General features: G+C 60.0%; 27 protein-coding genes. 16 read left to right on the top strand and 11 right to left on the bottom strand.

Features of this window, described 5'->3' with window-relative positions; genetic code table 11:
* Positions 1 to 77: 77 nt before the first annotated feature.
* The 5 genes from PSH69_RS25220 to tldD all read left to right on the top strand — a co-directional run bounded on the left by PSH69_RS25220 (position 78) and on the right by tldD (position 8,484).
* Complete coding sequence (locus tag PSH69_RS25220) at positions 78 to 674, top strand: nucleoside triphosphate pyrophosphatase (protein WP_305410150.1); 597 nt, start codon at positions 78 to 80, stop codon at positions 672 to 674.
* A 57-nt stretch (positions 675 to 731) separates the two neighbouring features.
* Complete coding sequence (gene rng / locus PSH69_RS25215) at positions 732 to 2,189, top strand: ribonuclease G (protein WP_007941226.1); 1,458 nt, start codon at positions 732 to 734, stop codon at positions 2,187 to 2,189.
* Positions 2,190 to 2,264: 75 nt separating this feature from the next.
* On the top strand, positions 2,265 to 6,068 hold the full coding sequence (locus PSH69_RS25210; RefSeq protein WP_305410149.1) for a YhdP family protein: 3,804 nt from the start codon (positions 2,265 to 2,267) through the stop codon (positions 6,066 to 6,068).
* A gap of 106 nt (positions 6,069 to 6,174) precedes the next feature.
* The gene (locus tag PSH69_RS25205; protein WP_305410148.1) at positions 6,175 to 7,029 is read left to right on the top strand and encodes a carbon-nitrogen hydrolase family protein; all 855 of its coding nucleotides are present in this window, start codon (positions 6,175 to 6,177) and stop codon (positions 7,027 to 7,029) included.
* Positions 7,030 to 7,041: 12 nt separating this feature from the next.
* Positions 7,042 to 8,484: a metalloprotease TldD gene (gene tldD, locus PSH69_RS25200; RefSeq protein WP_018927212.1), complete on the top strand. Its 1,443-nt coding sequence runs from the start codon at positions 7,042 to 7,044 to the stop codon at positions 8,482 to 8,484.
* Between the two features lie 60 nt (positions 8,485 to 8,544).
* Here tldD and yjgA read toward each other — a convergent pair whose 3' ends face one another.
* The gene (gene yjgA / locus PSH69_RS25195) at positions 8,545 to 9,069 is read right to left on the bottom strand and encodes a ribosome biogenesis factor YjgA (protein WP_007941230.1); all 525 of its coding nucleotides are present in this window, start codon (positions 9,067 to 9,069) and stop codon (positions 8,545 to 8,547) included.
* Between the two features lie 108 nt (positions 9,070 to 9,177).
* Between yjgA and pmbA the strand changes: the two genes are divergently transcribed.
* A complete protein-coding gene (gene pmbA, locus PSH69_RS25190) occupies positions 9,178 to 10,524 on the top strand; it encodes a metalloprotease PmbA (protein ID WP_305410147.1) in 1,347 nt (448 codons plus the stop codon).
* Positions 10,525 to 10,652: 128 nt separating this feature from the next.
* Here the strand turns inward: pmbA and PSH69_RS25185 are convergent, their stop codons facing one another.
* From PSH69_RS25185 to PSH69_RS25140, 10 genes are all read right to left on the bottom strand, one after another.
* Positions 10,653 to 10,928 carry an HPr family phosphocarrier protein gene (locus PSH69_RS25185; RefSeq protein WP_305410146.1) on the bottom strand — a complete coding sequence of 92 codons (276 nt, stop codon included), beginning with the start codon at positions 10,926 to 10,928 and terminating at the stop codon, positions 10,653 to 10,655.
* Positions 10,929 to 10,943: 15 nt separating this feature from the next.
* A complete protein-coding gene (gene rapZ, locus PSH69_RS25180; RefSeq protein WP_305410145.1) occupies positions 10,944 to 11,801 on the bottom strand; it encodes an RNase adapter RapZ in 858 nt (285 codons plus the stop codon).
* Between the two features lie 2 nt (positions 11,802 to 11,803).
* Positions 11,804 to 12,268 carry a PTS IIA-like nitrogen regulatory protein PtsN gene (gene ptsN, locus PSH69_RS25175; protein ID WP_305410144.1) on the bottom strand — a complete coding sequence of 155 codons (465 nt, stop codon included), beginning with the start codon at positions 12,266 to 12,268 and terminating at the stop codon, positions 11,804 to 11,806.
* Positions 12,269 to 12,280: 12 nt separating this feature from the next.
* Positions 12,281 to 12,589 carry a ribosome hibernation-promoting factor, HPF/YfiA family gene (gene hpf / locus PSH69_RS25170; protein WP_007941242.1) on the bottom strand — a complete coding sequence of 103 codons (309 nt, stop codon included), beginning with the start codon at positions 12,587 to 12,589 and terminating at the stop codon, positions 12,281 to 12,283.
* A 74-nt stretch (positions 12,590 to 12,663) separates the two neighbouring features.
* Positions 12,664 to 14,157, bottom strand: coding sequence for an RNA polymerase factor sigma-54 (locus tag PSH69_RS25165; RefSeq protein WP_026331852.1), 1,494 nt, complete (start codon positions 14,155 to 14,157; stop codon positions 12,664 to 12,666).
* A 184-nt stretch (positions 14,158 to 14,341) separates the two neighbouring features.
* The gene (lptB, locus tag PSH69_RS25160) at positions 14,342 to 15,067 is read right to left on the bottom strand and encodes an LPS export ABC transporter ATP-binding protein (RefSeq protein WP_018927206.1); all 726 of its coding nucleotides are present in this window, start codon (positions 15,065 to 15,067) and stop codon (positions 14,342 to 14,344) included.
* Positions 15,067 to 15,612: a lipopolysaccharide transport periplasmic protein LptA gene (lptA, locus tag PSH69_RS25155; RefSeq protein ID WP_019581168.1), complete on the bottom strand. Its 546-nt coding sequence runs from the start codon at positions 15,610 to 15,612 to the stop codon at positions 15,067 to 15,069. The genes lptB and lptA overlap by 1 nt, the downstream gene beginning before the upstream one ends.
* The gene (gene lptC / locus PSH69_RS25150) at positions 15,599 to 16,171 is read right to left on the bottom strand and encodes an LPS export ABC transporter periplasmic protein LptC (protein ID WP_018927204.1); all 573 of its coding nucleotides are present in this window, start codon (positions 16,169 to 16,171) and stop codon (positions 15,599 to 15,601) included. The genes lptA and lptC overlap by 14 nt, the downstream gene beginning before the upstream one ends.
* Before the next feature lie 7 nt (positions 16,172 to 16,178).
* Complete coding sequence (locus tag PSH69_RS25145) at positions 16,179 to 16,703, bottom strand: HAD family hydrolase (RefSeq protein WP_018927203.1); 525 nt, start codon at positions 16,701 to 16,703, stop codon at positions 16,179 to 16,181.
* Entirely contained in the window at positions 16,703 to 17,677 is a 975-nt protein-coding gene (locus tag PSH69_RS25140) for a KpsF/GutQ family sugar-phosphate isomerase (protein WP_018927202.1), read from the bottom strand. The genes PSH69_RS25145 and PSH69_RS25140 overlap by 1 nt, the downstream gene beginning before the upstream one ends.
* Positions 17,678 to 17,953: 276 nt before the next feature.
* Here PSH69_RS25140 and PSH69_RS25135 point away from each other — a divergent pair, with 276 nt between their 5' ends.
* From PSH69_RS25135 to hisC, 10 genes are all read left to right on the top strand, one after another.
* A complete protein-coding gene (locus PSH69_RS25135) occupies positions 17,954 to 18,763 on the top strand; it encodes an ATP-binding cassette domain-containing protein (protein WP_018927201.1) in 810 nt (269 codons plus the stop codon).
* A complete protein-coding gene (mlaE, locus tag PSH69_RS25130; RefSeq protein WP_019581164.1) occupies positions 18,763 to 19,560 on the top strand; it encodes a lipid asymmetry maintenance ABC transporter permease subunit MlaE in 798 nt (265 codons plus the stop codon). Before PSH69_RS25135 ends, mlaE begins: the two co-directional genes overlap by 1 nt.
* Positions 19,560 to 20,027 carry an outer membrane lipid asymmetry maintenance protein MlaD gene (gene mlaD, locus PSH69_RS25125; RefSeq protein WP_105340085.1) on the top strand — a complete coding sequence of 156 codons (468 nt, stop codon included), beginning with the start codon at positions 19,560 to 19,562 and terminating at the stop codon, positions 20,025 to 20,027. The genes mlaE and mlaD overlap by 1 nt, the downstream gene beginning before the upstream one ends.
* A gap of 11 nt (positions 20,028 to 20,038) precedes the next feature.
* Positions 20,039 to 20,692, top strand: coding sequence for a phospholipid-binding protein MlaC (locus tag PSH69_RS25120; RefSeq protein WP_018927198.1), 654 nt, complete (start codon positions 20,039 to 20,041; stop codon positions 20,690 to 20,692).
* On the top strand, positions 20,689 to 20,994 hold the full coding sequence (locus PSH69_RS25115) for a lipid asymmetry maintenance protein MlaB (protein WP_018927197.1): 306 nt from the start codon (positions 20,689 to 20,691) through the stop codon (positions 20,992 to 20,994). The genes PSH69_RS25120 and PSH69_RS25115 overlap by 4 nt, the downstream gene beginning before the upstream one ends.
* A 114-nt stretch (positions 20,995 to 21,108) precedes the next feature.
* Positions 21,109 to 21,348 carry a BolA family protein gene (locus tag PSH69_RS25110; RefSeq protein WP_018927196.1) on the top strand — a complete coding sequence of 80 codons (240 nt, stop codon included), beginning with the start codon at positions 21,109 to 21,111 and terminating at the stop codon, positions 21,346 to 21,348.
* Positions 21,349 to 21,370: 22 nt separating this feature from the next.
* Positions 21,371 to 22,636, top strand: coding sequence for a UDP-N-acetylglucosamine 1-carboxyvinyltransferase (murA, locus tag PSH69_RS25105; RefSeq protein ID WP_018927195.1), 1,266 nt, complete (start codon positions 21,371 to 21,373; stop codon positions 22,634 to 22,636).
* A gap of 126 nt (positions 22,637 to 22,762) precedes the next feature.
* Positions 22,763 to 23,398 carry an ATP phosphoribosyltransferase gene (gene hisG / locus PSH69_RS25100; protein WP_007941260.1) on the top strand — a complete coding sequence of 212 codons (636 nt, stop codon included), beginning with the start codon at positions 22,763 to 22,765 and terminating at the stop codon, positions 23,396 to 23,398.
* Between the two features lie 125 nt (positions 23,399 to 23,523).
* Positions 23,524 to 24,849, top strand: coding sequence for a histidinol dehydrogenase (gene hisD, locus PSH69_RS25095; RefSeq protein WP_018927194.1), 1,326 nt, complete (start codon positions 23,524 to 23,526; stop codon positions 24,847 to 24,849).
* 2 nt (positions 24,850 to 24,851) lie between these two features.
* Positions 24,852 to 25,904 (top strand): histidinol-phosphate transaminase, encoded by a 1,053-nt coding sequence (hisC, locus tag PSH69_RS25090; protein ID WP_305410143.1) that lies wholly within the window; start codon positions 24,852 to 24,854, stop codon positions 25,902 to 25,904.
* The last annotated feature ends 10 nt before the right edge of the window (positions 25,905 to 25,914 follow it).

The following is a 25,914-nucleotide window of genomic DNA, read 5'->3' as shown; positions in this document are numbered from 1 at the left end:
TGCTCGCACCCGGTGCCCTGTCTCGCCAAAAAGGAACAGTATTCGTGAGACAGGGCACTAGACAGGGAGATGTCTTGATGAAACAGCTGTACCTCGCCTCAGGCTCGCCGCGTCGGCGTGAACTGCTCACGCAGATCGGCGTGCCGTTCACCGCCATCAGCGCGGACATCGACGAAACCCCTTTCCCTGAAGAGTCCCCATCGGCCTATGTCGAGCGTCTGGCGCGCGGCAAGGCTGAGGTCGGGCGCGGGGCGATCGTGTCCGACGCGGATTTCTGCGTGCTGGGCGCCGACACTGCCGTGGTGCTGGACGGGAAAATTCTCGGCAAACCGGTGGATGAAGCCGAAGCGTACGCCATGCTTATGCTGTTGTCCGGGTGTGAGCATGAAGTGCTGACGGCGATTGCAGTGCACGATGGTGAACGTTGCGAGTCTCTGGTGGTGCGCAGTCTGGTGCGTTTTCGCACCATCGGCCGCGATGAAGCGGCGGCCTATTGGGCCAGCGGCGAACCCCGGGACAAGGCGGGCGGCTACGGGATTCAAGGGCTGGGCGCGGTGTTCGTCGCCGGGCTCAATGGCAGCTACTCGGCGGTGGTCGGTTTGCCGCTGTGCGAAACCGCAGAACTACTCGGCCATTTCGGCATACCCTGTTGGCAAACCCTTAACGCGCACTGAGCGTCGTACTGACAAGATGCGGCCATTATCGTGAACATGCCTGAACGAGACCCTGCCATGAGTGAAGAGATCCTGATCAACATCACGCCGATGGAATCACGCGTGGCGGTGGTCGAAAACGGTGTTCTGCAAGAGGTCCATGTCGAACGCACGCAAAAGCGCGGGATCGTCGGCAACATCTACAAAGGCAAGGTCGTGCGGGTATTGCCGGGCATGCAGGCCGCCTTCGTAGATATCGGGCTGGACCGCGCCGCATTCATTCACGCCTCGGAAATTTCCCTGCGCGAAGGCCCGGCGGTGGAGAGCATCAGCTCGCTGGTTCACGAAGGCCAAAGCCTGGTGGTGCAAGTCACCAAGGACCCGATCGGCTCCAAGGGCGCACGCCTGACCACGCAACTGTCGATCCCGTCGCGCTATCTGGTGTACATGCCGCGCACTGCCCACGTCGGTATTTCCCTGAAGATCGAAGACGAAGCCGAGCGCGAACGCCTCAAGCAAGTGGTCACCGACTGCGTGGAGAAAGAAGGTATCAAGGAAGCCGGCGGTTTCATTCTGCGTACCGCTGCCGAAGGGGCCGGAGCCGATGAAATCCTCATGGATATCCGCTACCTGCGCAGGCTTTGGGATCAGATCAACGCCCAGATCAAAACCATCAGCGCGCCGAGTGTGATCTACGAAGACCTCGGCCTGGCGTTGCGCACCTTGCGCGACCTGGTGAGCCCGAAGATCGAAAAGATCCGCATCGACTCCCGGGAAACCTTCCAGAAAACCACACAGTTCGTCGCCGAACTGATGCCGGAAATCGCTGACCGTCTGGAGCATTATCCGGGCGAGCGGCCGATTTTCGACCTGTATGGCGTCGAAGACGAAATCCAGAAAGCCCTGGAGCGCAAAGTGCCGCTCAAGTCCGGCGGCTATCTGGTGGTCGACCCGGCGGAAGCCATGAGCACCATCGACGTCAACACCGGAGCCTTCGTCGGTCATCGCAATCTCGAAGAAACCATCTTCAAGACCAACCTCGAAGCCGCCACAGCCATTGCCCGTCAACTGCGTCTGCGCAACCTGGGCGGGATCATCATCATCGACTTCATCGACATGGAAGATGAAGAGCATCAGCGTCAGGTACTGCGCACCCTCGAGAAGCAACTGGAGCGCGATCACGCCAAGACCAACATCATCGGCATCACCGAGTTGGGCCTGGTGCAGATGACCCGCAAGCGCACCCGCGAAAGTCTCGAGCAAGTGCTGTGCGAGCCGTGCAGCAGCTGCCAGGGTCGCGGCAAGCTCAAGACCCCGGAAACCGTCTGCTACGAGATATTCCGCGAAATCCTGCGTGAGGCCCGTGCCTATCAGGCCGAAGGCTATCGCGTGCTGGCGAACCAGAAAGTGGTCGACCGCTTGCTCGATGAAGAGTCGGGCAACGTCGCCGAGCTCGAAGGGTTTATCGGGCGCACCATTCGGTTTCAGGTAGAAACCATGTATTCCCAGGAACAGTACGACGTGGTGCTGCTCTGAAGCGTTGTATTTCAAATCCACTAGAACGGCTGGCCTCAGCTTTTTGCAGTATTTTTGCCATGGGAGCCAACTGACATGGACCGTCTGACACGCATATTGGCCGCACTGACCCGCTGGGGTCTGGGCCTGTGCGCGTTGGTTTTGGTGTTGATGGCGCTGTTTGTCAGTCTCGGCCGGGAGCTGACACCGCTGGTGGCCGAATACCGTGCCGATGTCGAAACCAAAGCCAGCGCCGTCTTGGGCATGCCGCTGCACATCGGCGAACTGGAGGGCAACTGGAGCGGCCTCGCCCCGGTTCTGCTGGCTCATGACGTGATGGTTGGCGAAGGCTCCAATGCCTTGCGCCTGGACCAGGTGCGCGCGGTGCCGGATATCTGGGCCAGCCTGCTGGCGCGCGAAATACGCATCGCACATCTGGAGCTCAACGGCCTGAAGATCAGCCTCAAGGAAGGCGAGGATGGTCATTGGGCGCTGGAAGGATTGCCGGTGCGGCAGGATCAGCCGCTGGACCCGGAGCAGTTGTTCAATCGTATGCAGATGGTCCAGCAATTGTCGGTGCTCGACAGCCAGGTGACCTTGCAGCCACTGGATCAGCCGCCGCTGACTCTGACCTACGTTGGCCTCAATCTGAGAACCGGTGTGTCGCGTCAGCGTCTCGACGCCCGTTTGACCCTGCCCGACGGCCAGCCGGTTGCGATGAGCCTGCGCACCCGTATCCGCGCCAGCCAGTGGCAGGACGGCGAGGTTGAGGCTTACTTGAGCCTGCCGCAAAGCGATTGGTCGAAATGGTTGCCCGAGCGCCTGACCCAACAATGGAATTTCTCCGAGATAAAGGCCGGCGGCGAGCTCTGGGCGAACTGGAGCGAGGGCGCCCTGCAAAGCGCCGCGGTCCGTTTGAACGCACCGCAACTCAAGGGCGCCTACGCCGAGCGCAAGCCGATCCAGATCAACAATCTGGCGCTTAACGGGTATTTCCAGCGCAGCTCCACAGGCGTCCAGGTCACCCTGGATTCTCTGGCGATGAGCCTGGGTGAAACCCGCTGGGAGTCGAAACTGCAATTTCAACAAACGGCGGCGACCGACGAGACGCCAGAGCTCTTGCATCTGCAAGCCGACCGCATCGACCTCACACCCCTCACCCCGTTGCTGAACGCGTTGGGGCCGCTTCCGGAAGGTGTCGCTACGGCCGTCGAGCGGCTCAAGGTCACCGGGGTATTGCGCAACGTGCTGATCGACTTGCGCCCCGCGGCTACCGATGACAGCAAATTCAGCTTTGCCGCCAATCTGGAGCGGGTCGGCTTCGACGCCTATCACGGCGCACCGGCGGCGCGAAACGTCAGTGGCAGCATCAGCGGCGATCTCGGGCAGGGCGAGTTGCGCATGGACAGCAAGGATTTCTCCCTGCACCTGGACCCGATTTTCGCCAAGCCATGGCAGTACATTCAGGCCAATGCGCGGTTGACCTGGAAGCTCGATAAAGAAGGTTTCACCCTGATCGCGCCGTACCTGAAGGTGCTGGGCGAAGAGGGCAAGATTGCCGGCGACTTCCTGATTCGCCTGCATTTCGATCACACCCAGGAAGACTACATGGACCTGCGGGTCGGCCTGGTCGACGGCGACGGTCGCTACACCGCCAAGTACCTGCCGGCCGTGTTGAGCCCGGCGTTGGACGAGTGGCTGCGTACGGCGATTCTCAAAGGCGCGGTGGATGAAGGTTTCTTCCAGTACCAGGGATCGCTGAACCATGGCGCCCCGGAAACGGCTCGCAGCATCAGCCTGTTTTTCAAGGTTCACGATGCCGAGCTGGCGTTTCAGCCGGGTTGGCCGCATGTCAGCAAGGTCAGCGGCGATGTGTTCATTGAAGACAGCGGTGTGCGGATTCTCGCGAGCAAGGGGCAATTGCTCGATACCCAGGTCAGCGACGTCTACGTCAATATTCCCCATGTGCCTGCCGGACAGAGTCCCCACCTGTTCCTCGATGGCGCGTTCGCCGGCGGGTTGGGCGATGGCCTGAAGATTCTGCAGGAAGCACCGATCGGCACCGCCGACACGTTCGCTGGCTGGGAGGGCGAGGGCGATCTGCAAGGCAAGCTCAACCTGGATATCCCGCTGGTCAAAGGTGAGCAACCGAAAATCCTCGTCGACTTCAAGACCGACAAGGCCCGCTTGAAACTTCGCGAGCCCATCCTGGAACTGACACAACTCAAGGGCGACTTCCGCTTCGACAGTGCTAAGGGTTTGAGCGGGCAGAAGATCACCGCGCGAGCGTTCGACAAACCCGTGACCGCGCAGATTTTTGCCGATGGCAGTGCGGGCAAGCTCAACACTCGGGTCACCGCGGCGGGTCAGGTCGAAGTCAAGAAACTCACTGAGTGGCTGAACGTCACTCAGCCGCTGCCGGTGTCTGGTGTAGTCCCTTATCAGCTGCAACTGAACCTTGATGGCGCCGACAGCCAATTGATCGTCAGCTCCAATCTCAAAGGCGTGGCGGTGGATTTGCCGGCGCCGTTCGGCATGGCGGCGGATGTCGGCCGCGACACCGTGTTCCGCATGACCCTGCAAGGACCGGAGCGGCGTTACTGGGTCAACTACGGTGAGCTGGCGAACTTCACGTTTGCGGCTCCGACCGGCAATTTCGTCGACGGTCGCGGTGAGTTGTTTCTCGGCGGTGGTGATGCTGTGCTGCCCGGCAACAAAGGCCTGCGCGTGCGCGGTGTACTGTCCGAGCTGGATGTGTCTCCCTGGCAGGATCTTGTCAGCAAGTATGCTGGCCAGGATCCAGGCGGCAGCGCCAAGCAATTGCTCAGCGGCGCGGATTTCAAGGTTGGCAAGCTCAGCGGTTTCGGCACCACCCTTGATCAGGCGTCGGTGCAGTTGACGCGCAAGCCGGCCGCCTGGGCGCTGCAACTCGACAGTCAGCAGGCCAAGGGCACCGTCGGTATACCTGATGCGAAAGCCGCACCGATTGCGGTCAATCTGCAATACGTACGTTTGCCGGCGCCAGACCCGACGGTGCTGGCCGACGAGAATTCGCCGGATCCGCTGGCCACCGTGGACCCGACGAAAATCCCGGCGCTGGATATCACCATCAATCAACTGTTCCAGGGGCAGGACCTGGTGGGCGCCTGGCTATTGAAAGTTCGCCCGACCGGCAAGGGCATTGCCCTCAACTCCCTGGATATGGGTCTCAAGGGCATCTTCCTGCAGGGCAGCGGCGGTTGGGAAGGCACGCCCGGCAATTCCAGCAGTTGGTACAAGGGCCGGGTCAGTGGCAAGAACCTCGCCGACGTGCTCAAGGGCTGGGGCTTTGCGCCGAGCGTCACCAGTGAAGAGTTTCACATGGATGTCGACGGTCGCTGGCCTGGCTCACCGGCGTGGCTGGCCACCAAGCGCTTCTCCGGCAGCCTTGATGCGTCGCTCAATAAAGGTCAGTTTGTTGAAGTCGAGGGCAGCGCCCAGGCTCTACGGGTATTTGGCCTGCTCAACTTCAACTCCATTGGCCGCCGCTTGCGCCTGGACTTTTCCGACCTGTTCGGCAAAGGCTTGAGCTATGACCGGGTCAAAGGGCTGTTGGTCGCGAGCAACGGGGTCTACGTGACCCGTGAGCCGATCCGGCTGACTGGCCCGTCGAGCAACCTGGAACTCAACGGCACCCTGGACCTGGTGGCTGATCAGGTCGATGCCAAGTTGCTGGTGACCTTGCCGGTGACCAACAATCTGCCGATTGCCGCGCTGATCGTCGGTGCACCAGCCGTCGGTGGGGCGCTGTTCCTGATCGATAAGCTGATCGGTGACCGCGTGGCGCGCTTTGCCAGCGTCAGATACACGGTCAAAGGTCCGTGGAAAGAGCCGAAAATCACCTACGACAAGCCTTTTTGAAAAGCCACTTTCCAAGCCTATGGAGTAGCATGGCCGTAAGTCCCCTGTAGGAGCTGCCGCAGGCGGCTCCTACAGGTATGTGTTGATTCCAGATAAGGAAATGGCCATGTCTGTAGCAGTCATTCAAATGGTCAGCCAGAGCGACGTGCTGGCCAACCTGGCCCAGGCCCGTCGTCTGCTTGAGCAGGCCGCGTCCGGTGGCGCGCGGCTTGCCGTGCTGCCGGAAAACTTCGCAGCCATGGGTCGTCGCGACATTGCCGACATTGGTCGCGCCGAAGCGCTGGGCGAAGGCCCGATCCTGCCGTGGTTGAAACAGACCGCCCGCGACCTCAAGTTATGGATAGTGGCCGGCACGTTGCCGTTGCCGCCGGCGGATGAACCGATGGCCAAAGCGCATGCGTGCTCGTTGCTGGTGGATGACCAGGGCGAGACCGTGGCGCGGTACGACAAGCTGCACCTGTTCGACGTGGACGTGGCGGACAATCGCGGGCGTTATCGCGAATCCGATGACTATGCTTATGGCAGTGGCGTGGTGGTTGCCGATACGCCGGTCGGTCGAGTCGGCCTGACAGTGTGTTACGACTTGCGCTTCCCGGAGCTGTACAGCGAATTGCGTGCCGCCGGCGCGGAATTGATTACCGCCCCGTCGGCCTTTACCGCGGTGACCGGCGCGGCCCATTGGGACGTGCTGATTCGCGCGCGCGCCATCGAGACTCAATGTTACGTGCTCGCGGCCGCCCAGGGTGGCACTCATCCGGGACCGCGAGAAACCTTTGGTCATGCCGCGATAATCGACCCATGGGGGCGCGTGCTGGCACAACAGGATCAGGGCGAGGCCGTGCTGCTGGCCGAACGCGACAGCAGCGAACAGGCGTCCATCAGGGCGCGGATGCCGGTGTCCACTCACCGGCGCTTTTTCTCGCAGGGCGCTCAGCGACCTGCATCAGAACGACGAATTTAAGGCGTAAAGCATATGAGCGAGTTGTTGTCCTCTGTCAGTGAACACCTCCTGGCGCCCGGTGGCGTAACGATCGAGAGCCTGCAAGGTGTGCTCGGCGATCTGGCCGGCCCGGGCATCGATGCCGCCGACCTGTATTTCCAGGGGCAGATTTCCGAGTCCTGGGCGCTGGAAGACGGGATCGTCAAGGAAGGCAGCTTCAACCTCGACCAGGGTGTCGGCGTGCGTGCGCAATCGGGTGAAAAAACCGGTTTCGCCTACAGCAATGCGATCACCCTCGAAGCGCTGGGCGCGGCGGCCCGTGCGGCCCGTTCGATCTCCCGGGCCGGGCAGAATGGCACCGTGCAGGCGTTCACTACCCAGGATGTCGCTCAGTTGTACGGGCCGGACAACCCGCTGGAAGTGATGACCCGCGCCGAGAAAGTCGAGCTGCTCAAGCGTATCGACGTGGCGACCCGGGCCCTCGACCCGCGTATCCAGCAAGTCACCGTGAGCATGGCCGGAGTTTGGGAGCGGATTCTGATCGCCTCCACCGATGGCGGCCTGGCGGCGGATGTGCGGCCGCTGGTGCGTTTCAACGTCAGCGTGATCGTCGAGCAGAACGGTCGGCGTGAGCGCGGTGGCCATGGCGGTGGCGGTCGTACCGACTACCGCTATTTCCTCAGCGAAGACCGTGCCATGGGTTATGCCCGTGAAGCGTTGCGTCAGGCTCTGGTGAATCTGGAAGCCATTCCGGCGCCGGCCGGTACGTTGCCGGTAGTGTTGGGTTCGGGTTGGTCCGGCGTGTTGCTGCACGAAGCCGTCGGTCACGGTCTGGAAGGCGATTTCAACCGCAAGGGCAGTTCGGCCTACAGCGGGCGCATGGGCGAGATGGTTGCATCGAAGCTTTGCACCATCGTCGACGACGGCACTCTCGCCGGCCGCCGAGGTTCGCTGAGCGTCGACGACGAAGGCACGCCGACCGAGTGCACCACGCTGATCGAAAACGGCGTGCTCAAAGGTTATATGCAGGACAAGCTCAACGCGCGCCTGATGGGCGTGGCCCGCACCGGCAACGGTCGTCGCGAATCCTACGCGCACTTGCCGATGCCGCGTATGACCAACACTTATATGCTCGGTGGCGAAAGCGACCCGGCGGAAATCATCGCCTCGGTGAAAAAAGGCATCTACTGCGCCAACCTCGGCGGCGGTCAGGTGGACATCACCAGTGGCAAGTTCGTGTTCTCTACCAGCGAGGCGTACCTGATCGAAGACGGCAAGATTACCGCCCCGGTCAAAGGCGCGACATTGATCGGCAACGGGCCGGAAGCCATGAGCCGGGTGTCGATGGTTGGTAACGATCTGGCGCTGGACAGCGGTGTGGGAACGTGTGGCAAGGATGGGCAGTCGGTGCCGGTGGGTGTCGGCCAGCCAACGCTGAAAATCGATGCGATCACCGTGGGTGGCACAGGATCGTAAGGGGCTCTTGAAAACGTGAAGCTTCGGGTGAGTTGCGAGGCAACTCACCCGATTCGGGACTTAACGCAAACCGCGTTGAGTCTCGTCCAGCTCACGGATGTACTTGAAGATTTTACGGCTCGAAGCCGGTGGCTTGTTGGTCGCCAGTTCGTGCTGGGCCTGACGGATCAGGGAGCGCAATTGTTGACGATCGGCCTCCGGGTAATCGACGACGAACTTCTCCAGGACGGCGTCGTCGCCTGCGATCAAGCGATCGCGCCAGCGTTCCAGGCCGTGGAAACGTTCGTTGTACTGCCGGGTGGAGGCATCGAGTTGATCGAGCAGAGTGAGAATGGCGCCAGTGTCCTGATCGCGCATCAGCTTGCCGATAAACTGAAGGTGCCGTTTACGCGCGATGTTCGCGGTGTGCTTGGGCGCATCGGCCAGAGCCCGGCGCAAAGCGTCGGTCAACGGCAGTTTTGCCAGCAGGTCAGGCTTGAGTGTTGTAAGGCGCTCGCCGAGGTCAACCAGAGCATGCAGCTCGCGTTTGACCTGGGATTTGCTTTTTTCTCCCGTATCGAGGGAGTCGTCGTAAGAATCAACCATGGTGGCCGTCCGCAAAGAAACGCCGCCATGATAACCAGTCGGGGGCCGCTTGTCCGGCCCGGTCGCTCGATGACCGTTACCGAAAGCAGAATTTGAGTGGAGAACAGCATGAGTGCAGTTGAAAGCGTCGGCCCACAAGCGTTGCCGGCACTGCAAGAGCAAGTCGAGCAGATCATTGCTGAAGCCAAGCGCCAAGGCGCCAGTGCCTGTGAAGTGGCGGTGTCGCTGGAGCAGGGCCTGTCGACCACGGTGCGTCAGCGGGAAGTCGAAACCGTTGAGTTCAACCGCGACCAGGGCTTTGGCATCACCTTGTATGTAGGGCAGCGCAAAGGCTCGGCCAGCACCTCGGCCAGCGGTTCGGAAGCGATTCGCGAAACCGTCGCTGCAGCGCTGGCGATTGCCAAGCACACGTCTGAAGACGAAGCCGCAGGCTTGGCGGATGCCGCGCTGATGGCCAAGGAGCTGCAGGATTTCGACCTGTTCCACCAATGGAGTATCACGCCGGAGCGAGCCATCGAGCAGGCTCTGGCCTGTGAAGCGGCGGCGTTTGCCGCCGACGTTCGGATCAAGAACGCCGACGGCACCACCCTCAGCACTCATCAGGGTTGCCGTGTGTACGGTAACAGCCACGGTTTTATCGGCGGTTACGCCTCGACCCGTCACAGCCTCAGCTGCGTGATGATCGCCGAGGCCGATGGCCAGATGCAGCGTGATTACTGGTACGACGTGAACCGGCAGGGCAATTTGTTGGCCAGCCCGGAGAGCATCGGCCAGCGTGCCGCGCAACGGGCGGCGAGTCGCTTGGGCGCACGCCCGGTACCGACCTGCGAAGTGCCGGTGCTGTTTTCTGCGGAACTGGCCGGCGGTTTGTTCGGCAGTTTCCTCTCGGCGATTTCCGGCGGCAGTCTGTATCGCAAGTCGTCGTTCCTCGAAGGCACGCTGGGGCAGAAACTGTTCCCGGAATGGCTGACCATCGATGAACGTCCGCACTTGATGCGCGCTTTGGGCAGCTCTGCCTTCGATGGCGATGGCCTGGCGACCTACGCCAAGCCGTTCGTGGAAAACGGCGAGCTGGTGTCCTACGTGCTTGGCACCTATTCCGGCCGCAAGCTGGGCATGCCGAGCACCGCGAATGCCGGCGGCGTGCACAACCTGTTCGTCACCCATGGCGATGAAGATCAGGCGGCCCTGTTGCGCCGCATGGGTCGTGGCCTGCTGGTCACTGAATTGATGGGGCAGGGCCTGAACATGGTCACTGGCGATTACTCCCGTGGCGCGGCGGGTTTCTGGGTCGAGAACGGCGAAATCCAGTTCGCGGTCCAGGAAGTGACTATTGCCGGCAACATGCGCGACATGTTCAAGCAGATCATTGCGGTCGGTAATGACCTGGAATTGCGCAGCAACATTCGCACAGGTTCGGTGTTGATCGAGCGGATGACGGTGGCGGGCAGCTAAGCTGCGATTGCTGCACAAAAAAACGCGCCACCCAATTGGGTAGCGCGTTTTTTTGGATCATTGGATCGCAGCCCTTAGCATCGCCCAAAGACGCGTAGGAGCTGCCGAAGGCTGCAATCTTTTGCTGTTTATTCGCCTTCGTCGAAGTAGTTGTTGATCAGCGCCACCAGTGCATCCAGCGCTTCCTGCTCCTGTTCACCTTCGGTACTCAGGTGGATTTTGGTGCCCTTGCCAGCAGCCAGCATCATCATGGCCATGATGCTTTTGCCGTCGACTGCGGATTCTGGCGTGCGTCCTACCCTGATCGTGCAATCCTTGAACTGACCGGCGACTCCGACAAATTTGGCAGACGCGCGGGCATGCAGGCCCAGCTTGTTGATGATTTCGATTTCCAGAGCAGGCATCGCGATGTGAATCCTTTAGCTGAGGTCGCGGTGGCGAACCTGGACGTTCTTCAGGGATTGTTGCAGGACCTGACCCAGGCGTTCGGTCAGGTAAACCGAGCGGTGATGCCCGCCGGTGCAGCCAATGGCAATAGTGACATAGGCGCGGTTGCTCGCGGCAAAGCGGGGCAGCCACTTGAGCAGGTAGGAGGAAATGTCCTGGAACATCTCTTCGACATCCGGCTGCGCCGCCAGGTAGTCGGCCACCGGCTGATCGAGCCCGGACTGTGCCCGCAGCTCCGGTTTCCAGTAAGGGTTAGGCAGGCAGCGCACGTCGAACACCAGATCGGCGTCTACCGGCATGCCACGCTTGAACCCGAAAGACTCCACCAGAAACGCAGTACCGGGCTCCGGCTGATTCAGCAGGCGCAGCTTGATGGTATCGCGCAGCTGATACAGGTTCAGATTGGTGGTGATGACCTTGAGGTCGGCCAGGTCGGCGATCGGCCCCAGCAGATTGGTTTCGTCCTCTATCGCCTCCGCCAGCGAGCGATTGGCACTGCTCAGCGGGTGACGACGGCGGGTTTCCGAAAAACGTTTGAGCAGGGTCTCTTCATCGGCGTCCAGATACAGCACATCGCACTGGATATGCCGGCTGCGGACTTCTTCCAGCAATTCGGGAAACCGTGACAGGTGGCTCGGCAAGTTGCGTGCATCGATGGACACGGCCACCAGCGGTTGTGCCAGTTCGGTATGAATCAGCGCGCGCTCGGCCAGTTCCGGCAGCAGACCGGCCGGCAGGTTGTCGATGCAGTAGTAGCCGTTGTCCTCGAGAACATCGAGGGCAGTGCTTTTACCTGAGCCGGAGCGGCCGCTGACGATGATCAGGCGCATGATTAGTGACCGTTTTGCTCGTCCAGGACAACCTGATACAAGGCTTCGTTGCTCGGGGCGCTGCGCAGTTTTTCACGTACTTCCTTGCGATCAAGCATGCTGGCGATCTGGCGCAGCAACTCCAGGTGCGCATCGGTGGCGGCTTCCGGGACCAGCAGTACAAACAGCAGGTCAACCGGGGCACCGTCGATGGCGTCGAAATCGATGGGTGCATCCAGGTGCATCAAGGCACTGATGGGCGATTCGCAGCCCTTGAGACGGCAGTGGGGGATGGCGATACCGTTGCCAAAACCGGTCGAACCGAGTTTTTCACGGGCAATCAAAGCCTCGAAGACATCTTGCATCTCCAGATCCGGCACTTCCCGGGCAATCAGGGTGGCAATTTGCTCAAGGGCTTTCTTTTTACTGCCGCCCGGCACGTTCACCAGGGAACGGCCGGGGGTCAGGATGCTTTCAAGTCGGATCATGGGTTGGGAGTGTTAACGACCGGTCGCGCCCTGGAGGAGGCTCTGGGTCTTTTCCTTATGCTTTTTGAGTTGTTTATCCAGCTTGTCGGTCAGTGCGTCGATCGCTGCGTACATATCGGTATGTTCCGCGTTAGCGACCACCTCATTGCCGGGAATATGCAGTGTGGCTTCGATTTTCTGCTTGAGCTTCTCGACCGTCATCGTGACCTGCACGTTGGTGATCTTGTCGAAATGCCTCTCTAATCGTTCGAGTTTTTCGCCGATGTAGGTGCGAAGAGGTTCGGTCACTTCCAGTTGGTGTCCACTGATGTTGACTTGCATACAGCTTCTCCTTCGTTGCCAGTGCATAAAGCGGTAGATCCGATGATCTACCACTGGAACGCTGTGGCGTGGCTCTACATCAACCGCTTGCGTTCGCTCGAAGGCGCGATTCCCAGGGATTCGCGGTACTTGGCGACGGTGCGGCGAGCCACCTGAATGCCTTGTGCCTCCAGTAAACCAGCGATCTTGCTGTCACTCAACGGCTTTTTCTGATTTTCCGCGGCAACCAGTTTTTTGATGATCGCGCGGATCGCCGTGGACGAGCATTCGCCGCCTTCGGAGGTGCTGACGTGGCTGGAAAAAAAGTATTTCAGTTCATAGATGCCCCGTGGGGTATGCATGAATTTTTGCGTGGTCACCCGTGAAATCGTCGATTCGTGCATGCCCACCGCTTCAGCGATGTCATGCAGCACCAGCGGTTTCATGGCCTCGTCGCCGTACTCCAGGAAGCCGCGTTGATGCTCGACGATCTGGGTGGCCACTTTCATCAGGGTTTCGTTGCGGCTTTGCAGGCTCTTGATGAACCAGCGAGCCTCCTGCAGCTGATTACGCATGAAGGTGTTATCAGCGCTGGTATCGGCGCGGCGTACGAAGCCGGCGTATTGGGCGTTGACCCGCAGGCGTGGCACCGACTCCTGGTTCAGTTCCACCAGCCAGCGCTCGTTGTCCTTGCGCACGATCACGTCGGGAACGACGTATTCGGCTTCGGTGGACTCGATTTGCGAACCCGGGCGCGGGTTGAGGCTCTGGACCAGTTCGATCACCTGGCGCAGTTCGTCTTCCTTGAGCTTCATGCGGCGCATCAGCTGGCTGTAGTCGCGGCTGCCGAGCAGGTCGATGTAATCGGTGACCAGGCGCTTGGCCTCGGTCAGCCAAGGGGTCTTGGCGGGCAGTTGACGCAGTTGCAGCAGCAGGCATTCACCGAGGTTGCGGGCGCCGATACCGGCGGGCTCGAATTGCTGGATGCGGTGCAGGACGGCTTCGATTTCGTCCAGTTCGATGTCCAGTTCCGGATCGAAGGCCTCGAGGATTTCCTCGAGGGTTTCGTCCAGATAGCCCTGATTGTTGATGCAGTCGATCAGGGTCACGGCGATCAGGCGATCGGTGTCGGACATCGGTGCCAGGTTCAGTTGCCAGAGCAAATGGCTTTGCAGGCTTTCACCGGCCGAAGTACGGGTGGTGAAATCCCACTCGTCGTCATCGTTGCTCGGCAGGCTGCTGGCGCTGGTCTGGTAGACGTCTTCCCAGGCGGTATCGACAGGCAATTCGTTGGGAATGCGCTCGTTCCAGTCGCCTTCCTCAAGGTTATCCACCGTCGGGGCGGTTTCCTGGTAGGAGGGTTCCTGGATGTCGGCGTTGGGTTGCTGTTCGGCTTTGTCGGCCAAGGGGTCGGCGTTATCGAAGTCGTCGCCTTCTTCCTGGCGTTCGAGCATCGGATTGGACTCCAGGGCCTCCTGGATTTCCTGTTGCAGGTCCAGGGTCGACAATTGGAGCAGGCGGATGGCCTGTTGCAGCTGCGGTGTCATCGTCAGCTGCTGGCCCATTCTCAAGACTAGCGATGGTTTCATGGCAGGGGCTTAACACCTTATTCGCCGGCGCACATGCGCCATCCACTACAGGGCGCCGAAGCGCCAAACATAAGCAAATTATATGCCTGAAACTGAAGTGTTTGCCTAGAGCGCTGTAACAATAAAAAACTATTGATTTTTTATTGAGATGAGCACCGAGGCGACTGACCAGGCACCTCAGCGCTTACAGGCGGAACTCATGGCCCAGATACACTTCCTTGACCAGTTCATTGGCCAGGATGGTGGCGGAGTCGCCTTCAGCGATCAGTTGGCCATCGTTGACGATGTAGGCGGTTTCGCAGATGTCCAGGGTTTCACGGACGTTGTGGTCAGTGATCAGCACGCCAATGCCTTTGGCCTTGAGGTGATGGATGATCTGCTTGATGTCGCCCACCGAGATCGGGTCCACGCCGGCGAAGGGTTCGTCGAGGAGGATGAATTTCGGGTTGGTGGCCAGTGCCCGGGCGATTTCCACCCGGCGGCGTTCACCACCGGACAGGCTCATGCCAAGGCTGTCGCGGATGTGGTGAATGTGAAATTCCTGCAGCAGGCTTTCCAGCTCTTTGCGGCGACCGGCCTTGTCGAGCTCCTTGCGGGTCTCGAGGATGGCCATGATGTTGTCGGTCACCGACAGCTTGCGGAAGATCGACGCTTCTTGCGGAAGATAGCCGATACCGGCCTTCGCGCGACCATGCATCGGCTGGTGGCTGACGTCCAGGTCATCGATCAGTACGCGACCCTGATCGGCCTGTACCAGGCCCACGATCATGTAGAAACAGGTGGTTTTACCGGCGCCGTTGGGGCCAAGCAGGCCGACGATCTGGCCGCTGTCGATGGACAGGCTGACGTCACGCACGACCTGGCGGCTCTTGTAGCTCTTGGCCAGATGCTGAGCTTTCAGAGTTGCCATTACTGGGTTTTCTCGTCGGTTTTCTTCTTCGGCTGGATCACCATGTCGATACGCGGACGTGCCTCGGTGACCTTGCTGCCTGTGGCGCGACCGGCGCTGGCGAGTTTTTTCACCGTGTCATAGACGATTTTTTCGCCCTGGGTGACGTTGTTGTCCTTGTCGACAACTTTGGCCTTGTCGATCAGTACGACGCGGTTTTGCGCGGCGTGATATTGGATGGTCACGCCCCAGCCCTGAACAGGCTTGGTGTCGCCAGCTGTTTGCAATTGCTCGAAGTACGCCAGGTTGCCCACCGAGGTCACCACGTCGATGTCGCCAGTCGGGGTGCGAGTGATGGTCACGGTGTTGCCGGTGACCTTCATCGAGCCCTGAGTGATGATCACATCACCTTTATAGGTGGCAACACCGTTCTTATCGTCCAGTTGGGCGTCGTCGGCCTGAATGCGGATAGGCTGCGCTTGATCGGTCGGCAGAGCCCAGGCGCTCACGCTTCCCAGTGCTGCGCTCAGACTGAGCAAAATAGGGAGGGTTTTAACGAGCCTCATACTGTCCTCTTACGTTCGATAGCAGGTGTATCCTGCTTTCTTTCAAGTACGCTTTCATTCCGTTGCCTGTCGATACACCGCCGGCGCCGTCGATTCTAACGGGTTGATCGGTCTGCGCATATTGCTGCTGCGGGAACACTGTCATACGGGTGGTGGTAATCAGGGTTTTACGGTTTTTTTCGTCGAAACGCGTGATACGTACCGAGTCGATCAACTCGACCTGGGTGCCGTCCGGGTTGACTTCGCCGCGATCGCTCTGGACGTGCCAGGGGAATTCGGTGCCGCGAAACATGTTCAGGTCAGGATTGGACAGCAACGTCACTTCGGTCGCTTTCAGGTGTTCGACCTTGTCGGACGTCATTTCGTACTGCAATTTGCCGTCCGGCAGGTACTGCACGCTGTGGGCGTTGGTGGCGTAATAGTCGATCATGGCTTCATCGACATGCGCCACTGGCTTGTCGAGGAAGCGTTCCGGGCTGATGTTCCAGTAGCCGACCGCAGCGAATAGCGCCGCGATGCAACCGAATATCAGGATGTTGCGAATCTTTTTGCTCAGCATGATGGGCTCACAGGTACGCGGCGTTGGCCGCATCGAGGCGGCCCTGGGCGCGCAGGATCAATTCGCAGAACTCGCGCGCGGCACCCTCGCCGCCACGGGCCTGGGTAATGCCGTGGGCGTGTTCGCGCACGAAACCGGCGGCGTTGGCCACGGCCATGCCCAGGCCGACGCGGCGAATCACCGGCAGGTCCGGCAGGTCGTCGCCGAGGTAGGCCACTTGTTCATAGTTCAGGTTGAGTTGGGCAAGGAGCTCGTCGAGCACCACCAGTTTGTCTTCGCGACCCTGGTACAGGTGTGGAATGCCGAGGTTCTTGGCCCGTCGTTCGACCACCGGGGTCTTGCGTCCGCTGATGATAGCGGTCTGCACGCCCGCTGCCATCAGCATCTTGATGCCTTGGCCGTCGAGGGTGTTGAAGGTCTTGAATTCGCTGCCGTCTTCGAGGAAGTACAGGCGCCCGTCGGTCAGCACGCCGTCGACGTCGAATACCGCCAGTTTGATCTGTTTGCCGCGTTGCAGCAGGTCCGTGCTCATTACATTACTCCAGCGCGCAGCAAATCGTGCATGTTCAAGGCGCCGACCGGGCGGTCCTCGCTGTCGACCACGACCAGTGCGTTGATCTTGTGGTCTTCCATGATTTTCAACGCCTCGGCAGCCAGCATCTCGGCACGTGCGGTCTTGCCGTGGGCGGTCATGACCTGCTCGATGGTGGCGCTGTGGATGTCGATGCTGCGGTCCAGGGTGCGACGCAGATCGCCGTCGGTGAAGATCCCGGCAAGTTTACCGTCGGCCTCCAGAACCACGGTCATGCCCAGGCCCTTGCGGGTCATTTCCATCAATGCGTCCTTGAGCAGGGTGCCGCGCTGAACCTGCGGCAGCTCTTGCCCGGCGTGCATGACGTTTTCCACTTTCAGCAGCAGGCGTCGGCCAAGTGCACCGCCTGGGTGGGAAAAGGCGAAATCTTCAGCGGTAAAACCGCGGGCTTCCAGCAGCGCCACCGCCAGGGCATCGCCCATCACCAGAGCGGCGGTGGTCGATGAGGTTGGCGCCAGGTTCAGCGGGCAGGCTTCGTGCTCGACGTGAACGTTGAGGTTGACCTCGGCAGCCTTGGCCAGCGCTGAGTCGGGATTGCCGGTGACGCTGATCAATTTGATGCCCAGGCGCTTGATCAGTGGCAGCAGGGTTACGATTTCATTGGTGGAGCCGGAGTTCGACAGCGCCAGGATGATGTCGTCACGCGTGATCATGCCCATGTCGCCGTGGCTGGCTTCGGCTGGATGCACGAAGAACGCCGTGGTGCCGGTGCTGGCCAGGGTGGCGGCAATCTTGTTGCCGATGTGCCCCGATTTGCCCATGCCGACCACGACTACGCGGCCTTTGCTGGCCAGAATCATCTCGCAAGCGCGTACGAAATCTGCGTCGATATGGGGTAACAAGCCTTGCACGGCTTCCAGTTCGAGACGGATGGTGCGTTGTGCAGATTGAATCAGGTCGCTGGATTGGCTCATGTCAGAAATCGTATAGCCTGATGAAAAGGCGGCGATTATAACGGTAATGATCAAAACCCTCACGCAAGTTCGTCGCGGTTTGTCATTCCTTGTTACCGAAACCCTCTAAATAGATGATTTCAGGTGGTCATGTTGCTGAACGTGCCCGGCTTGGGCCTTGGGCGCTTGGCCTTTGCAGTGATATAGTTCGCCGCCAGTTCGGCCTGCCCGGGGAGGTATGTGCTTTCGTTAGAAAGCCAGGCGTCCGAGTGAGAGGCTGCATCGCAAGGAGTTTAGATGAGTGCCGATAACGCCTACGCGGTCGAGCTGAAGGGACTGACCTTCAAGCGCGGTGCGCGCAGCATTTTCAATAACATCGATATCCGCATACCACGCGGCAAGGTCACCGGCATCATGGGGCCTTCCGGGTGTGGCAAGACCACGCTGTTGCGGTTGATGGGGGCCCAATTGCGCCCCACCAGCGGCGAAGTCTGGGTCAATGGCCAGAACCTGCCAACATTGTCGCGCAGCGATTTGTTCGATGCGCGCAAGCACATGGGCGTGCTGTTTCAGAGCGGCGCGCTGTTTACCGATCTCGATGTATTCGAGAACGTCGCCTTTCCGCTGCGTGTTCATACCACACTGCCGGAAGAGATGATTCGCGATATTGTCCTGCTCAAATTGCAGGCCGTGGGCTTGCGTGGCGCCATTGACCTGATGCCTGACGAATTGTCCGGCGGCATGAAACGTCGAGTCGCGCTGGCCCGGGCGATTGCCCTCGATCCGCAAATTCTCATGTACGACGAGCCTTTTGTCGGCCAGGACCCGATCGCCATGGGCGTGCTGGTGCGCCTGATCCGCCTGCTCAACGATGCGCTGGGCATCACCAGCATCGTGGTCTCCCACGATCTGGCCGAGACCGCGAGCATCGCCGACTACATCATTGTGGTGGGTGACGGGCAAGTGTTGGGGCAGGGCACACCCAAGGAATTGATGACTTCGCAGGAACCACGGATTCGCCAGTTCATGACTGGCGAACCCGACGGCCCGGTCGCATACCACTTTCCAGCGACGGATTACCGCGCAGATCTTCTGGGGAAGCGCTGATGCGCAAGATTTCATTAATAGAAAGAGTGCGCCGTTTCGGCCACGCCGGCATCGATGTGCTGGCGGTGTTCGGGCGTTCGGCGCTGTTCCTGTTTCATGCCTTGCTCGGTCGCGGTGGCATCGGCGGCAGTTTTGGCCTGCTGGTCAAGCAACTGCATTCGGTTGGCGTGATGTCCCTGGTGATCATCGTGGTCTCCGGGGTGTTCATCGGCATGGTGCTGGCGCTGCAGGGCTTCAATATCCTGTCCAGCTATGGCTCGGAGCAGGCTGTCGGGCAGATGGTTGCGCTGACGCTGCTGCGTGAACTGGGGCCGGTCGTCACGGCCTTGCTGTTCGCCGGACGTGCGGGCTCGGCGCTGACCGCCGAAATCGGCAACATGAAATCCACCGAACAACTGTCCAGTCTGGAAATGATCGGGGTTGACCCGCTCAAGTACATTATTGCTCCGCGCCTGTGGGCCGGCTTCATTTCCCTGCCGGTGCTGGCGATGATTTTCAGCGTGGTGGGTATCTGGGGGGGTTCGTGGGTGGCCGTCGACTGGCTGGGGGTCTATGAAGGCTCCTACTGGTCGAACATGCAAAACAGCGTGATGTTTGTCGACGATGTGCTCAACGGCATTATCAAAAGCATCGTTTTTGCCTTCGTCGTGACCTGGATCGCCGTATTCCAAGGCTATGACTGCGAGCCCACTTCCGAGGGGATCAGTCGTGCCACTACCAAGACCGTGGTGTACGCCTCTTTGGCGGTACTCGGCCTGGACTTTATTCTGACCGCCTTGATGTTTGGAGATTTCTGATGCAAAACCGCACCCTGGAAATCGGTGTCGGCCTTTTCTTGCTGGCTGGCATCCTGGCTTTGCTGTTGCTTGCGTTGCGGGTCAGTGGCCTGTCCCCGAGCGCAGCCACTGACACTTATAAACTTTATGCATATTTCGACAATATCGCCGGTTTGACTGTCAGAGCTAAAGTGACCATGGCCGGTGTGACCATCGGCAAGGTCACGGCGATCGATCTGGATCGCGACAGCTTCACCGGTCGGGTGACCATGCAACTGGAAAAGCGCGTAGATAACCTGCCGACTGACTCCACTGCATCTATCCTGACCGCTGGCCTGTTGGGTGAGAAATACATCGGTATCAGCGTGGGTGGGGAACAAGCCCTGCTCAAGGATGGTGGAACCATCCACGACACGCAGTCGTCGTTGGTGCTCGAGGACCTGATCGGTAAATTTCTGCTCAATACCGTTAGCAAAGACGCCAAATGAGGAGCTTTTCAATGATCTCTATCTTGCGACGTGGCCTGTTGATACTGCTCGCGGCCTTGCCGTTGATGGCTAACGCCATGGCGGCGCAGTCGGCGCACGATCTGGTTCAGGACACCACGACCCGGATGCTCGCCGACCTGTCGGCCAATAAAGAGAAGTACAAGCAGGATCCACAAGACTTTTATACGGCGTTGAACACCATCGTCGGCCCCGTGGTGGATGCCGAGGGCATTTCCAAAAGCATCATGACCGTCAAATACTCGCGCAAAGCAACGCCCGAGCAAATGAAGACGTTTGAAGAAAACTTCAAAAAGGGCCTGTTCCAGTTTTATGGCAACGCATTGCTCGAATACAACAACCAGGGCATCACTGTTGAGCCTGCCAAGGATGAATCGGGAGACCGTACCAGCGTTGGCATGACGGTCAAAGGCAGCAGCGGCGCGATCTATCCTGTGTCTTACACACTCGAAAAGATCAACGGCGAATGGAAGCTGCGTAACGTCATCATCAACGGCATCAATATCGGCAAGCTGTTCCGCGATCAGTTCGCTGATGCGATGCAGCGCAATGGCAACGACCTGGACAAGACCATCAATGGTTGGGCCGGGGAAGTCGCCAAAGCCAAGGAAAACACCGAAAAAGCTGTCGAGAAGAAAGCCCAATGAGTGAGTCGGCCATTCGCATGAGCGAAACCGGCGAGCTGCTGCTCAGCGGTGTGCTGGATTACCGGACCGGCCCGAACTTGCGCAAGCAGGGTCAGGTACTGATCAAGTCCAGCAAGGCGCCTGCGCTGGTGGTCGATTGCTCCGCAGTGGAGAAGTCCAGCAGTGTCGGCTTGTCGCTGCTGCTGTGCTTCATGCGCGATGCTCAGGTGGCCGGCAAGGCCGTGAGCATTCGCGCGATGCCCGAAGACATGCGCAAAATCGCTCAGGTCAGCGAATTGACCGAGCTGTTGGCGCACCCCTGAACCGCATCTATAAAGAAGCCCCCCGTCAGAGTCCTGCTTCGCGGGGTTCGCAGGCGCGGGGCTTTTTTGTATGATGTCCGACCCGCGCGCACAGGGCGCCGATTGAGGTTGAGCATGCAGGCCGTAGAAGTGAAGAGCTTCCTTGAAGGAAAGCTGCCAAACACGAAGGTGGAAGTTGAAGGCGAAGGCTGCAATTTCCAGCTGAACGTGATTAGCGATGAACTGGCGGCGTTGAGCCCGGTGAAGCGTCAGCAGCAGGTCTATGCCCATTTGAACCCGTGGATTGTCGATGGCAGCATCCATGCGGTCACTATGAAATTTTTCAGCAGCGCGGCCTGGGCCGAGCGCACCTGAGCCCAAGGGCGTCGAGATTCTTATGGATAAATTGATTATTACTGGTGGCGCTCGTCTTGACGGCGAGATCCGCATCTCCGGGGCAAAGAACTCTGCCTTGCCGATCCTGGCTGCCACCTTGCTGTGCGATGGCCCCGTGACCGTGGCCAACCTGCCGCACCTGCACGACATCACCACCATGATCGAGCTGTTCGGTCGCATGGGCATCGAGCCTGTGATCGACGAGAAACTCAGCGTCGAAATCGACCCGCGTACCATCAAGACCCTGATCGCGCCGTACGAACTGGTTAAAACCATGCGCGCCTCGATCCTGGTGCTGGGCCCGATGGTTGCCCGTTTCGGTGAAGCCGAAGTTGCACTGCCTGGCGGTTGCGCCATCGGTTCGCGTCCGGTTGACCTGCACATCCGTGGTCTTGAAGCCATGGGCGCGGTCATCGACGTCGAAGGCGGCTACATCAAGGCCAAGGCCCCTGAAGGCGGCCTGCGCGGTGCGCACTTCTTCTTCGACACCGTCAGCGTGACCGGTACCGAGAACATCATGATGGCGGCCGCTCTGGCCAAGGGCCGCAGCGTTCTGGCCAACGCCGCTCGCGAGCCTGAAGTCGTCGACCTGGCGAACTTCCTGAACGCCATGGGCGCGAAGGTTTCCGGCGCCGGCACCGACACCATCACCATCGACGGCGTCGAGCGTCTGCACACGACCACTTACAAAGTGATGCCTGACCGTATCGAGACCGGTACCTATCTGGTGGCGGCAGCGGTCACCGGCGGGCGTGTGAAGGTCAAGGACACCGATCCGACCATCCTCGAAGCCGTTCTGGAAAAACTTCGTGAATCCGGCGCCGAAATCACCACCGGTGAAGACTGGATCGAGCTGAACATGCACGGCAAGCGACCGAAAGCCGTCAACGTGCGGACCGCTCCATACCCGGCGTTCCCGACCGACATGCAAGCGCAGTTCATCTCCCTCAACGCCATTGCCGAAGGCACTGGTGCTGTGATCGAGACGATCTTCGAAAACCGTTTCATGCACGTTTACGAACTGCACCGCATGGGCGCGCACATCCAGGTTGAAGGCAACACCGCCATCGTCACCGGCATCGAAAAGCTCAAGGGCGCGCCAGTCATGGCCACCGACCTGCGTGCTTCGGCCAGCCTGGTGATCTCGGCGCTGATCGCCGAAGGCGATACCCTGATCGATCGCATCTACCACATCGACCGTGGTTATGAGTGCATCGAAGAGAAGCTGCAGATGCTCGGCGCCAAGATTCGCCGCGTACCGGGCTAGTTTCTGCTGCATGGGCGCAGGGACGCGTCCGTTGATTTGTTGAAGTCGAGCCGGTTTCCGGCTCGATGTGTGTCCGGCGCCATTTGCGACCGGGCATGAGTACCTTGATAAGGACTGACGTTTCCCATGTTGACTATCGCACTGTCCAAGGGCCGCATCCTTGACGACACCCTGCCGCTTCTGGCTGAAGCGGGCATCGTGCCGACCGAGAATCCGGACAAGAGCCGCAAGCTGATCATCCCCACGACCCAGGCCGATGTGCGCTTGCTGATCGTGCGTGCCACCGATGTGCCGACCTATGTCGAGCATGGTGCCGCCGATCTGGGCGTCGCCGGTAAAGACGTGCTGATGGAATACGGCGGCCAGGGTTTGTACGAACCACTGGACCTGCAAATCGCCCAGTGCAAACTGATGACGGCCGGCAAAGTCGGCGCAGTCGAGCCCAAGGGCCGTCTGCGCATTGCCACCAAGTTCGTCAACGTCGCCAAGCGCTACTATGCCGAACAGGGTCGTCAGGTCGACATCATCAAGCTCTACGGCTCGATGGAGTTGGCGCCGCTGATCGGTCTGGCGGACAAGATCATCGACGTGGTCGACACCGGTAACACGCTGCGGGCCAATGGCCTGGAGCCACAGGATTTCATCGCTGCCATCAGCTCCCGTCTGATCGTCAACAAGGCGTCGATGAAAATGCAGCATGCCCGTATCCAGGCGTTGATCGACACCCTGCGCAAGGCAGTGGAGTCTCGACACCGCGGCTGATTCACCTGCGCGACCTTGAGTCGCGCCCGTCTATCCGCCTCATAGCCAGAATTCTCGGGTGCCCAAGCGGATCAACGGCTAGCTTAGGGCGCCCGAGTTTTTGCCAATCCTATGAGGCTCTCGCTATGACCGCACCGACTGCAATTCGCCGACTCAACGCTGCTGACCCGGATTTCGCACATCATCTGGATCATCTGCTGAGCTGGGAAAGTGTGTCTGACGACTCGGTCAATCAGCGGGTGCTGGACATCATCAAGGCCGTGCGCGAGCGTGGCGATGCGGCGGTGGTCGAGTTCACCCAGAAATTCGATGGCCTGCAAGTGGCGTCCATGGCGGACTTGATCCTGCCGCGCGAACGCCTGGAACTGGCATTGACCCGCATCACCGTGCCTCAGCGCGAAGCCCTGGAAAAAGCCGCGACCCGTGTGCGCAGCTACCACGAAAAGCAGAAACAGGACTCCTGGAGTTACACCGAAGCCGATGGCACGGTGCTGGGCCAGAAGGTCACGCCACTGGATCGCGCCGGCCTGTATGTGCCGGGCGGCAAGGCGTCCTACCCGTCCTCGGTGCTGATGAACGCGATTCCGGCCAAGGTGGCGGGCGTGACCGAAGTGGTCATGGTCGTGCCGACCCCGCGTGGTGAAGTCAACGAACTGGTGCTGGCCGCAGCCTGCATCGCCGGCGTCGACCGGGTGTTCACCATCGGCGGCGCCCAGGCCGTTGCGGCGCTGGCTTACGGCACCGAAAGCGTGCCGAAGGTCGACAAAGTGGTTGGCCCGGGCAACATCTATGTCGCCACTGCCAAGCGCCACGTGTTCGGCCAGGTCGGCATCGACATGATCGCCGGCCCTTCGGAGATTCTGGTGGTGTGTGACGGCCAGACTGATCCGGACTGGATCGCCATGGACCTGTTCTCCCAGGCCGAGCACGACGAAGACGCCCAGGCGATTCTGGTCAGCCCGGACGCCGAGTTCCTCGACAAGGTGGCCGCCAGCATCGCCAAACTGCTGCCGACCATGGAACGCGCCGAGATCATCGAAACCTCGATCAATGGCCGTGGTGCGCTGATCAAGGTTCGCGACATGGAACAGGCCATCGAAGTGGCCAACCGCATTGCCCCAGAGCACTTGGAGCTGTCGGTCGCCGATCCGCAGGCCTGGCTGCCGCAGATCCGTCACGCCGGCGCGATCTTCATGGGCCGCCACACTTCCGAAGCCCTGGGCGACTACTGCGCAGGTCCGAACCACGTATTGCCGACCTCCGGCACTGCGCGCTTCTCCTCGCCGCTGGGTGTTTACGACTTCCAGAAACGTTCGTCGATCATCTTCTGCTCCGAGCAGGGTGCCTCCGAACTGGGCAAGACCGCCTCCGTACTGGCCCGTGGCGAATCGCTGAGCGCTCACGCCCGCAGTGCTGAATACCGCATTCTTGATGACAAGCAGGGGAACTGAACATGAGTAAATTCTGGAGCCCGTTCGTCAAGAATCTGGTGCCTTATGTGCCGGGCGAGCAGCCGAAACTGGCAAAACTGGTGAAGCTCAACACCAACGAAAACCCGTACGGTCCATCGCCAAAAGCCTTGGCGGCGATGCAAACCGAACTGAACGACAACCTGCGTCTGTACCCGGACCCGAACAGCGACCTGCTCAAGCAAGCCGTTGCCAAGTACTACGGCGTGCAGGGCAATCAGGTGTTCCTCGGTAACGGTTCCGATGAAGTCCTGGCGCACATCTTTCACGGTTTGCTGCAGCACGATAAACCGCTGCTGTTCCCGGACATCAGCTACAGCTTCTACCCGGTTTACTGCGGGTTGTATGGCATCAAGTTCGATGCGGTTGCGCTGGACGAACAGTTCCAGATCAACCCGGCGGACTATGCCAAGCCGAACGGCGGGATCATCTTCCCGAACCCGAATGCGCCGACCGGTTGCCTGTTGGCACTGGACGCTGTTGAGCAAATCCTCAAGGCCAGCCCGGATTCGGTGGTCGTGGTGGATGAGGCTTACATCGACTTCGGCGGTGAAACGGCGATCACGCTGGTGGACCGTTATCCGAACCTGTTGGTGACGCAGACCCTGTCCAAGTCCCGTTCCCTGGCCGGCCTGCGGGTTGGCCTGGCCGTGGGGCACCCGGACCTGATCGAGGCACTGGAGCGGATCAAGAACAGCTTCAACTCCTACCCGCTGGATCGTCTGGCGATTGTGGGGGCTGCAGCGGCGTTCGAAGATCGCGAGTATTTCGACAAGACTTGCCGGTTGGTCATCGAGAGTCGCGAGCAAGTGGTCGCACAACTGGAGGCGAAGGGGTTTGAAGTGTTGCCGTCGGCGGCGAACTTCATTTTTGCCCGTCACCCGAAGCACGATGCGGCGGGGCTGGCGGCGAAGTTGCGCGAACAGGGCGTGATTGTTCGGCACTTCAAGCAAGAGCGGATTGCCCAGTTCCTGCGGATTTCGATTGGCGCGCCGGAGCAGAATCAGGCACTGATCGACGGCCTCGGCGACCTCTAGACCAAAACTG

This window comes from Pseudomonas sp. FP1740, assembly GCF_030687165.1.
In the GTDB taxonomy this organism is placed as follows: domain Bacteria; phylum Pseudomonadota; class Gammaproteobacteria; order Pseudomonadales; family Pseudomonadaceae; genus Aquipseudomonas.
The sequence above is the reverse complement of the archived record's forward strand: the minus strand, read 5'-3'. Positions and strand labels throughout refer to the sequence as shown.

Coding starts and splice junctions, on each gene's coding strand:
- PSH69_RS25205 (WP_305410148.1), top strand. CDS start 6,175: ATGTCTGTAGCAGTCATTCAAATGGTCAGCCAGAGCGACGTGCTGGCC.
- PSH69_RS25110 (WP_018927196.1), top strand. CDS start 21,109: ATGCAGGCCGTAGAAGTGAAGAGCTTCCTTGAAGGAAAGCTGCCAAAC.
- rng (WP_007941226.1), top strand. CDS start 732: ATGAGTGAAGAGATCCTGATCAACATCACGCCGATGGAATCACGCGTG.
- PSH69_RS25165 (WP_026331852.1), bottom strand. CDS start 14,157: ATGAAACCATCGCTAGTCTTGAGAATGGGCCAGCAGCTGACGATGACA.
- PSH69_RS25135 (WP_018927201.1), top strand. CDS start 17,954: ATGAGTGCCGATAACGCCTACGCGGTCGAGCTGAAGGGACTGACCTTC.
- mlaD (WP_105340085.1), top strand. CDS start 19,560: ATGCAAAACCGCACCCTGGAAATCGGTGTCGGCCTTTTCTTGCTGGCT.
- hisC (WP_305410143.1), top strand. CDS start 24,852: ATGAGTAAATTCTGGAGCCCGTTCGTCAAGAATCTGGTGCCTTATGTG.
- murA (WP_018927195.1), top strand. CDS start 21,371: ATGGATAAATTGATTATTACTGGTGGCGCTCGTCTTGACGGCGAGATC.
- rapZ (WP_305410145.1), bottom strand. CDS start 11,801: ATGCGCCTGATCATCGTCAGCGGCCGCTCCGGCTCAGGTAAAAGCACT.
- lptA (WP_019581168.1), bottom strand. CDS start 15,612: ATGAGGCTCGTTAAAACCCTCCCTATTTTGCTCAGTCTGAGCGCAGCA.
- hisG (WP_007941260.1), top strand. CDS start 22,763: ATGTTGACTATCGCACTGTCCAAGGGCCGCATCCTTGACGACACCCTG.
- PSH69_RS25185 (WP_305410146.1), bottom strand. CDS start 10,928: ATGCCTGCTCTGGAAATCGAAATCATCAACAAGCTGGGCCTGCATGCC.
- PSH69_RS25140 (WP_018927202.1), bottom strand. CDS start 17,677: ATGAGCCAATCCAGCGACCTGATTCAATCTGCACAACGCACCATCCGT.
- ptsN (WP_305410144.1), bottom strand. CDS start 12,268: ATGATCCGACTTGAAAGCATCCTGACCCCCGGCCGTTCCCTGGTGAAC.
- yjgA (WP_007941230.1), bottom strand. CDS start 9,069: ATGGTTGATTCTTACGACGACTCCCTCGATACGGGAGAAAAAAGCAAA.
- PSH69_RS25120 (WP_018927198.1), top strand. CDS start 20,039: ATGATCTCTATCTTGCGACGTGGCCTGTTGATACTGCTCGCGGCCTTG.
- PSH69_RS25145 (WP_018927203.1), bottom strand. CDS start 16,703: ATGAGCACGGACCTGCTGCAACGCGGCAAACAGATCAAACTGGCGGTA.
- mlaE (WP_019581164.1), top strand. CDS start 18,763: ATGCGCAAGATTTCATTAATAGAAAGAGTGCGCCGTTTCGGCCACGCC.
- PSH69_RS25210 (WP_305410149.1), top strand. CDS start 2,265: ATGGACCGTCTGACACGCATATTGGCCGCACTGACCCGCTGGGGTCTG.
- PSH69_RS25220 (WP_305410150.1), top strand. CDS start 78: ATGAAACAGCTGTACCTCGCCTCAGGCTCGCCGCGTCGGCGTGAACTG.
- pmbA (WP_305410147.1), top strand. CDS start 9,178: ATGAGTGCAGTTGAAAGCGTCGGCCCACAAGCGTTGCCGGCACTGCAA.
- hisD (WP_018927194.1), top strand. CDS start 23,524: ATGACCGCACCGACTGCAATTCGCCGACTCAACGCTGCTGACCCGGAT.
- hpf (WP_007941242.1), bottom strand. CDS start 12,589: ATGCAAGTCAACATCAGTGGACACCAACTGGAAGTGACCGAACCTCTT.
- PSH69_RS25115 (WP_018927197.1), top strand. CDS start 20,689: ATGAGTGAGTCGGCCATTCGCATGAGCGAAACCGGCGAGCTGCTGCTC.
- lptB (WP_018927206.1), bottom strand. CDS start 15,067: ATGGCAACTCTGAAAGCTCAGCATCTGGCCAAGAGCTACAAGAGCCGC.
- tldD (WP_018927212.1), top strand. CDS start 7,042: ATGAGCGAGTTGTTGTCCTCTGTCAGTGAACACCTCCTGGCGCCCGGT.
- lptC (WP_018927204.1), bottom strand. CDS start 16,171: ATGCTGAGCAAAAAGATTCGCAACATCCTGATATTCGGTTGCATCGCG.